Source organism: Streptomyces aurantiacus JA 4570 (assembly GCF_000414115.1).
Taxonomy (GTDB): Bacteria; Actinomycetota; Actinomycetes; order Streptomycetales; family Streptomycetaceae; genus Streptomyces; species Streptomyces aurantiacus_A.
Genome location: NZ_AOPZ01000185.1, coordinates 1 through 7632 on the forward strand (window position 1 = coordinate 1; position 7632 = coordinate 7632).

Consider the following 7632-nt stretch of genomic DNA (forward strand, 5'->3'; position numbering starts at 1 on the left):
GCGCGGCGGCCGGGGCGGGGTGGTGTCGGCGGACGTCGGGCCCTGGGGGAGCGCGGCCGCCGCGAGGGCGGCCGCGATCAGGGCGGAGGTGAGGACGGGCGTCGGGGGCATGTGCCCGACGATGCGGCGCCGGGGCCGGGGAGCGGGCGTGACGCGCCCTCGAAGTCCCACGGTCGGCCGCGCACCGCCCGCGCGAGATCGATGGTGGCTGAAATCCCGCCATCGCCGCGCCCCCGGCGCCCTCCGCCCCGTGGAAGCCGGGGTCCGGCAAAGCCCGGCAACTCGCCCAGTCCCGCGGTCGCGCACCGCTCCCGCGGGCGGAATGGACGGATTATTGATGCCATGTCATGGCGGGTGCATGGCAGTCGTGTTACGTCCGAACAACGCCCTTGTGGGATTCCTATGGATCCGACAACCTTTCGTCGGCGACAGAGAGTTGAACATTGATCAACTCGGTGTGGTCATGGCGCCACTACCTTGTCATGCCCCTGTCGCATCCCCCACCAGCGCACCACCGATTGAGGAGGACCCCTCAGATGGCAGTGATGCGTCACTCCCGCCGAAGACTGGCCGGCCTGGGCACGGTTGCCCTGACCGCCGCCACCGCCGTCGCCCTCGGCGTCGTGTCCGCGCTTCCCGCGGGCGCGCAGCCCGGGGCCGCCGAAGGCCGGATTCAGTACGCGGGCGCCCCCGGCGCGGTCGCGAACAGCTACATCGTCACGCTGCACAAGGACGCCGCGAAGGCGGACTCGGCCGAGGGCCGGGCCCTGGCGAAGAAGCACGGCGCCGACATCGAGCGCACGTACAAGAAGGTGCTCAACGGCTACGAGGTCGAGGCGTCCGAGTCCGAGGCGAAGAGGTTCGCCGCCGACCCGGCCGTCGCCTCCGTCGTGCAGAACCGCACGTACACGGTCGCCGCCACTCAGCCCAACCCGCCGTCGTGGGGCCTGGACCGCATCGACCAGCGCAACCTCCCGCTGGATCAGAAGTACACCTACCCCGACAAGGCCGGGGAGGGCGCCAGTGTCTACGTCATCGACACCGGCGTCCGTAAGAGCCACCAGGACTTCGGCGGCCGCGCCGTCGACGGTTACGACGCCATCGACAACGACAACACCGCGCAGGACGGCCACGGCCACGGCACGCATGTCGCGGGCACGGTCGGCGGCATCGCGCACGGCGTCGCCAAGAAGGCCAGGATCGTCGGCGTCCGCGTGCTCAACAACTCGGGCTCCGGCACGACGGCCCAGGTCGTCGCGGGCATCGACTGGGTGACCCGGAACGCCGTCAAGCCCGCCGTCGCCAACATGAGCCTCGGCGGCCCCGCCGACAGCGCGCTCGACACCGCCGTACGCAACTCGATAGCCGCCGGCATCACCTACGCCGTCGCCGCCGGCAACGAGTCCACCAACGCCTCCACGCGCTCACCCGCGCGCGTCACCGAGGCGATCACCGTCGGCGCCACCACCAACACCGACGCGAAGGCGAGCTACTCCAACTTCGGCACCGTCCTCGACCTCTTCGCCCCGGGCTCGGGCATCACGTCGGCGTGGAACACCAACGACACGGCGACCAACACGATCTCCGGTACGTCGATGGCGTCCCCGCACGTCGCGGGCGCCGCCGCGCTGTACGTCGCCGAGAACCCGTCGGCCACCCCGGCCCAGGTCTCCACGGCCCTGACCACCGCCGCCACGCCGAACGTCGTCGGCAGCCCCGGCACCGGCTCGCCCAACCGTCTCCTCTACGTCGGCGCCGGCGGCACCAACCCGCCCGGACCGAAGTTCGAGAACGGCGCGGACGTCGCGATCAGCGACAACGCCACCTCCGAGTCGTCGGTGACCGTCACCGGCGTCCCCGGCAACGCCCCCTCGGCGCTCGGCGTCCCGGTCGCCATCAAGCACACGTACATCGGTGACCTGAAGCTCGAACTCGTCGCCCCCGACGGCTCGGCCTACGTCCTCAAGGACTACGGCGTGGGCGGCAGCTCGGACGACATCAACACCTCGTACACCGTCAACGCCTCCTCGGAGACGGCCAACGGCACCTGGAAGCTGCGTGTCACCGACAACGCGGCCCAGGACGTGGGCACGATCGACTCCTGGGGCCTGCAGTTCTGACGCCCGTCAGCGCTGACTGACCGACTGGCTTCATCGCCATACGTCTTCGTCACCCTCGTCCTCGCGGTACGGCTCCGGGTCCGTGACCCAGCCGGCCGCGAGGACGAGGCGTGTGCGGCGGTGGACCGCCAGGAATCCGAAGGGCCGGTCGAAGGCGGCCGCCACCTCCGTGGTGACGTAGCGCAGTCTCGGAACCCCGCCCCCGGCCGCGCCGAAGGCCGTGACCGCCGCGGCCCGGAAGCCGAGCGCCCCGAAGGTCGCGGTGGCCGCCTGGGACGCCCTGTCCACCGCGAGGGGTTCGACGGCGACGCCCGGGAAGTGGCCGGAGCCCGCGTCCGTGGCGGCGGTCAGGCCGAACGGGCCGCGCCGCGCGAGCAGATCGTGCTCCGCGGTGACGGTGAACGGCACGGTCGTGACGTGGAGCTGCGGGGGCAGCGGGGTCGCGGACCGCTCCTTGCGGACGGCCAGGCCGGGGCCCGCCCCTCCGTACGGCAGGTGGATGCCCGGCACTCTCGGCCAGGCGCGGCCGAGGATGCCCACGCGGTCGGGCAGGCTGCTCGTCCGGTACAGCTCGGCCAGGTCACGCCCTTGCCACGGGCCGGACTCGGGCTCCATGCGGTGCTCGGTGAAGGGCCTCAGCCACGTCCGTCGGTGTGCTTGGCGGCCCAGGTGCCGAGCGCGGCCTGGTCGTGGATGAGGTCCCCGGTGAGCACCCCTCGGGCGCCCGGGGGCAGTCCCTCAGCCCACTTCTCGCGCAGCGTCAAGGTCCGCTTGGTCCACAGCCCGACGGCGGAGCCCACACCCGGGATCGCGGTGAGGGCGGCGAGGAGTTCCCGTAGCCCCCGGGCCCGGCAGCCTCCCGGGCGGGTTCACCCTTCGTGTGGCGGTACGTCAACTCACATGACTGGCTGGTTAGTTGATTGCTATAACGTTTGAAAGGTCCTGCGTAAAGCCTCGCGGGCGGGGAAATCATCACTTCGAGTGATTCCTTGGCCTAGGGTTGCGGCCAACAACCCACGGTTGCCAGGCTGTTGCTGTCTGTCAACCTGATGGGAGTGGCCAGTGACTTTCGGTGAGCAGCCGGCGTATCTGCGCGTCGCGGGTGATCTCCGTAAGAAGATCACCGACGGTTCGCTGCCTCCGCACACCCGCCTCCCCTCGCAGGCCAGGATCCGCGAGGAGTACGGAGTTTCGGACACGGTCGCTCTGGAGGCCCGCAAGGTGCTCATGGCCGAAGGTCTGGTCGAGGGGCGCTCCGGCTCCGGCACCTATGTGCGCGAGCGCCCGGACCCCCGGCGCATCGCGCGCACGGGGTTCCACGGCCCCGGCACCTCCACGCCCTTCCGGCAGGAGCAGGCGGCCGAGAGCGCCCGCGGCACCTGGGAGTCCCACAGCGAGCAGGCGGACGCGAGCGCCGAGGTCGCCGAGCGGCTCGCCATCCGCGCGGGAGACCGCGTGATGCGCACGAAGTACGTCTTCCGGGACGCCGGCGAGACCATGATGCTCTCCACCTCCTGGGAGCCCCTCGCCGTCACCGGCCGCACCCCCGTGATGCTCCCCGAGGAGGGCCCGCTCGGCGGCTGCGGCGTCGTGGACCGCATGGCCGCCATCGACGTGATCGTGGACAACGTCGCGGAGGAGGTCGGCGCCCGCCCCGGCCTCGCCGAGGAGCTGCTCGCCCTCGGCGGCGTCCCCGGCCATGTCGTCCTCGTCGTCCAGCGGACGTATTACGCCTCGGGCCGCCCCGTGGAGACGGCCGACATCGTCGTGCCCGCGGACCGCTATCGCGTCTCGTACCACCTGCCGGTGCGGTGACCGCCCGCCCCGGCGCGCGACCCACGTGATCGCGAGTTAACGCCCGCCCGGGTTCCGTAACGCCCGGGCAACGCCGCCCCGCGGCGGATCGTCACGCACGGCTCCTAACTTCCCCCTGCGTACCCGCAGTCCGGTCGGAAGACAGGAACCCTCATGACGGATACGGTCACGCGAGACGGCGCGAGCCCGGCGGACGGCGCGAGCCCCGCCGGGCCCGGGCAGCCCGCGCAGTCGCCGCCGAGGCGCAGCTACGCCAAGCTCGCCGCCGACGAGAGCCGCGAGGACTACTCGCTGCGCTACGCCCCGCACTCCTTCCGCCGCTGGTCGCCGACCATGGTCGCGTCCACGGCCCTCGGCGGCATCGCCTACCTCGCCGACTTCGCGATCGGCGCGTCCATCGTCTTCACGTACGGCTTCACCAGCGGCCTCGCGTCCATCCTGTGTGCCGCGGCGATCATCTTCGTCACCGGCATCCCGATCGCCCGCGCCTGCGCGAAGTACGGCCTGGACATGGACCTGGTCACGCGCGGCGCGGGCTTCGGCTACTTCGGCTCCACCCTCACGTCCCTCATCTACGCCTCGTTCACCTTCATCTTCTTCGCCCTCGAAGGCTCGATCATGGCGCAGGCCATGCATCAGGCGGTCGGACTCCCGGTCGAGATCGGCTACTTGGTGACGACGCTGATCGTCATCCCGATCGTCTTCCGGGGCATGGGTGCCCTCGCCAAGGTGCAGGCGTGGACGCAGCCGATCTGGCTCGTCGGCCTGGTGCTGCCCTTCCTGGTGCTCGCCTTCGAGGCGCCGGACGCCTGGGGCGCCTTCGGGTCGTTCGAGGGCACGCAGGGCGCGGGCCCCGGCTTCTCCTGGATCGGCTTCGGGCTCGGCACCGGCGTCGCGCTGTCCCTCATCGCGCAGATCGGTGAACAGGCGGACTACTTGCGCTTCATGCCCGCCAAGACGGAGGCGAACAGGAGGCGATGGAATCTGGCCGTTCTCGCGGCCGGACCCGGCTGGGTGATCATCGGAGCCGCCAAGCAGCTCGGTGGCGCGTTCCTGGCGTTCGTCGCCCTGGAGGCGGTCGGCGAGACGCACGCCCTGGAGCCGATCGCCCCGCAGATCGAGGCGCTGCGCCCCTGGCTGGGCTCGTTCGCGCTGCCCGCCGCCGCGGTCTTCGTGATCGTCTCGCAGATCAAGATCAACGTGACCAATGCCTACAGCGGCTCGCTGTCCTGGTCGAACTTCTTCTCCCGCCTCACCCACCGGCACCCCGGCCGGGTCTGGTACATCTTCCTCAACCTCGCCATCGCGCTCACGCTGATGGAGATGAACATGTTCGCGGCCCTCAACAAGCTGCTCGGCTTCTACTCCAACGTGGGCATCGCGTGGATCGTGGCGGTGGCCGCCGACCTGGTCATCAACAAGCGGGCGGGCTGGAGTCCGCCGTACATCGAGTTCAAGCGGGCCTATCTGTACGCGGTGAACCCGGCCGGGTTCGGGGCCATGGTGATCGCCTCGACGGTCTCGATCCTGGCGTTCTTCGGCCTGTTCGGCCGGTACGCGGAGGCGTTCTCCACCTTCATCGCCGCCGGACTCGCCCTGCTCCTGTGCCCGTTGATCGCCTGGGCGACCGGCGGCAGGTACTACCTGGCCCGGCCGAACCCGGTGAACGGCCCGGGCGTCGAGGTCGCCGACATCACGGCCACCCACACCTGCGGCGCCTGCGAGACCGCGTACGAACTCCCCGACATCGCCGACTGCCCCGTCCGGCCGGGGCCGGTCTGCTCGCTGTGCTGCTCCCTGGACGCGGAGTGCGGGGACGTCTGCCGCACGTCGCCCGCGAGCGAGCCCGTCCTCATGCCGGTGCCCACGGTGCCGTCGGCGTGAACAGGGCGCATGTCGGCGACCCGACATTCGCCAACAAGCCGTAAAGGGGGCCGAGTTCGGGCTTGCCGTGCTCGTCGGCGGCCTTCGGAGGGGGCGCGTCCGGGAGGATGCGCCCCCTCCGCGCTGGCCGATTGCGTACCTCTTTGTGCAAAGTCGTATCCGCTGCGTAAAGGTCGGGCGTAAGCTCGGGCATATGCGGAATGCGGTTTCCTTACTGATCGAGGCGTGGGGTGCGCCCGGGGCGGGGAGCGGAGGGACGGCATGAACGACGGCACGGTCATACTGCCCTGGCTCGTGATACGTCAGGACGACAACGGCAACCGCTACCGCGTCGGAAGGTATGCGACGAAGGCCGAGGCCCAGAAGATCGCGGACAGCCTCGACGACCGCGGCAAGGAGCAGCTCTACTGGGTCGAGCGGCTGAACCAGAACGGTGCCAGGTGAGGGCCGTAGGCTCCGGCGCATGACCGATCGGATCGTGGTGGTGGGCGCGGCTCTGTACGACGACGGGCGGCTGCTCGCCGCCCGGCGCAGCGCGCCCGCGGAACTGGCCGGGCGCTGGGAGCTGCCCGGAGGCAAGGTCGAGCCCGGCGAGCGGGGCGAGGACGCGCTGGTGCGCGAGCTCCGCGAGGAACTGGGCGTGGAGGCGGAGCCGCTCGCGCGGGTGCCCGGCGAGTTCGAGCTCGGCCGCGGCTATGTGATGCGGGTCTGGCGGGCCCGGCTGCTCGCGGGGGAGCCGCGGCCCCTGGAGGACCACGACGAACTGCGCTGGCTGCGCCCCGGCGAACTGTGGACGGTCGACTGGCTCCCCGGCGACGTCCCGGCGATCCACGCCTTGGCGGCGACGGAGGCTCAAACCCGTCACCCCCGGTGAGGCGGGGCGCGCGAGGTGATGGCGGGACAGGTCGGGCGCCCCTCTACGCCGTTCGTGCCACTGTGTCCCCTTGAACGCGGTACTTCCGCCGGGATATCGGGTATGTGCCCATTAACCCCATGAAACCGGACACATGTCCGCAGCCGGGCTGGGAAGTGATCGGCGTGATCGACACCGAAGGCGACTGCGCCGAGTGGGACTTTCCCGCGGACCCGGGTGCCGTGCGCACAGCCCGCGCGGTCGTCCGCAGACAGCTCGGCGAATGGGGCCTCACCGCCCTCGGCGACGTCACCGTCCTGCTCGTCAGCGAACTGGTGACCAATTCCCTGCGGTATGCCTCGGGCCCCATCGTCGTACGCCTGGTGCGGCAGGCCGGTCCGCTGGGCATCCTGCTCGTCGAGGTCTCCGACCCGGTCCCGGACCCGCCCCGGGAACGCACCGCCGCCCCCGACGACGAGGGCGGCCGGGGCATCCAGCTGGTCGCGCGCTCGTCACGGCGCTGGGGCACGCGTCCGGGACGCACGGGCACGACGGGAAAGACGGTGTGGTTCGAGCTGGCGCTGCCCGGATAGAAGACAGGGAGCGCCGGTACGTACAAGCGCACGGGGCGAGCACAAGGCGGACACGGGCCAAAAAGCGTTGAGTCCGTGCTGTGATCGTGAACGGCGTGTGGCCCGGCACCGTAGTGCTGGATACTGCGGGCAGCCACATTCGGTGACCGGTGCCGGACGCGGTGAGCTGGAGGGGACGGTTCGCGTGAGCGAGATACCAGCGAAGGCGACGGGTTCGACGCGGCCTGTGGCGCGAGCGGGTGGGGCCCTGCCCGCCCGGCCGGTGCCGGGAGCCGGGGGCGGACCTCTCTCGCCGGAGCCGGCGGGGAACGCCGACGTCGGAGCCGCCACGGCGGGGACGGCGGGCACGGCGGGCGGCCGCGCGCGG

The 7632-nt window shown here is 71.2% G+C and carries 8 protein-coding genes and 1 pseudogene; 7 read left to right on the plus strand and 2 right to left on the minus strand.

Going from position 1 to position 7632, the window contains the following annotated elements; all coding sequences use genetic code 11:
* The first annotated feature begins 536 nt into the window (after window positions 1-536).
* On the plus strand, window positions 537-2120 hold the full coding sequence (locus tag STRAU_RS19015) for a S8 family peptidase (protein ID WP_037660385.1): 1584 nt from the start codon (window positions 537-539) through the stop codon (window positions 2118-2120).
* Between the two features lie 30 nt (window positions 2121-2150).
* On the opposite strand, the gene STRAU_RS19020 is transcribed toward STRAU_RS19015, so the two are convergent.
* Both STRAU_RS19020 and STRAU_RS42405 read right to left on the minus strand, forming a co-directional pair.
* Entirely contained in the window at window positions 2151-2735 is a 585-nt protein-coding gene (locus tag STRAU_RS19020) for a serpin family protein (protein ID WP_016641993.1), read from the minus strand.
* Window positions 2736-2755: 20 nt separating this feature from the next.
* Window positions 2756-2920 (minus strand): hypothetical protein, encoded by a 165-nt coding sequence (locus tag STRAU_RS42405; RefSeq protein WP_016641994.1) that lies wholly within the window; start codon window positions 2918-2920, stop codon window positions 2756-2758.
* A 262-nt stretch (window positions 2921-3182) separates the two neighbouring features.
* On the opposite strand from STRAU_RS42405, the gene STRAU_RS19025 reads away from it, so the two are divergent.
* From STRAU_RS19025 to STRAU_RS43015, 6 genes and pseudogenes are all read left to right on the plus strand, one after another.
* Window positions 3183-3935: a GntR family transcriptional regulator gene (locus STRAU_RS19025; protein ID WP_016641995.1), complete on the plus strand. Its 753-nt coding sequence runs from the start codon at window positions 3183-3185 to the stop codon at window positions 3933-3935.
* 153 nt (window positions 3936-4088) lie between these two features.
* Window positions 4089-5819, plus strand: coding sequence for a purine-cytosine permease family protein (locus tag STRAU_RS19030; RefSeq protein ID WP_016641996.1), 1731 nt, complete (start codon window positions 4089-4091; stop codon window positions 5817-5819).
* A 261-nt stretch (window positions 5820-6080) separates the two neighbouring features.
* Window positions 6081-6263 (plus strand): SPOR domain-containing protein, encoded by a 183-nt coding sequence (locus tag STRAU_RS19035; protein ID WP_016641997.1) that lies wholly within the window; start codon window positions 6081-6083, stop codon window positions 6261-6263.
* A 19-nt stretch (window positions 6264-6282) separates the two neighbouring features.
* A complete protein-coding gene (locus STRAU_RS19040; protein WP_016641998.1) occupies window positions 6283-6693 on the plus strand; it encodes a (deoxy)nucleoside triphosphate pyrophosphohydrolase in 411 nt (136 codons plus the stop codon).
* A 119-nt stretch (window positions 6694-6812) separates the two neighbouring features.
* Window positions 6813-7265 carry an ATP-binding protein gene (locus STRAU_RS19045; RefSeq protein ID WP_203227432.1) on the plus strand — a complete coding sequence of 151 codons (453 nt, stop codon included), beginning with the start codon at window positions 6813-6815 and terminating at the stop codon, window positions 7263-7265.
* A 184-nt stretch (window positions 7266-7449) separates the two neighbouring features.
* Window positions 7450-7632: pseudogene (locus STRAU_RS43015) on the plus strand (hypothetical protein); the annotation flags it as partial.

What these genes read in the sequence shown, in the direction of transcription:
- STRAU_RS19020 (WP_016641993.1), bottom strand. Translation starts at nt 2,735, where the DNA reads ATGGAGCCCGAGTCCGGCCCGTGGCAAGGGCGTGACCTGGCCGAGCTG.
- STRAU_RS19030 (WP_016641996.1), top strand. Translation starts at nt 4,089, where the DNA reads ATGACGGATACGGTCACGCGAGACGGCGCGAGCCCGGCGGACGGCGCG.
- STRAU_RS19040 (WP_016641998.1), top strand. Translation starts at nt 6,283, where the DNA reads ATGACCGATCGGATCGTGGTGGTGGGCGCGGCTCTGTACGACGACGGG.
- STRAU_RS19045 (WP_203227432.1), top strand. Translation starts at nt 6,813, where the DNA reads ATGAAACCGGACACATGTCCGCAGCCGGGCTGGGAAGTGATCGGCGTG.
- STRAU_RS19015 (WP_037660385.1), top strand. Translation starts at nt 537, where the DNA reads ATGGCAGTGATGCGTCACTCCCGCCGAAGACTGGCCGGCCTGGGCACG.
- STRAU_RS19035 (WP_016641997.1), top strand. Translation starts at nt 6,081, where the DNA reads ATGAACGACGGCACGGTCATACTGCCCTGGCTCGTGATACGTCAGGAC.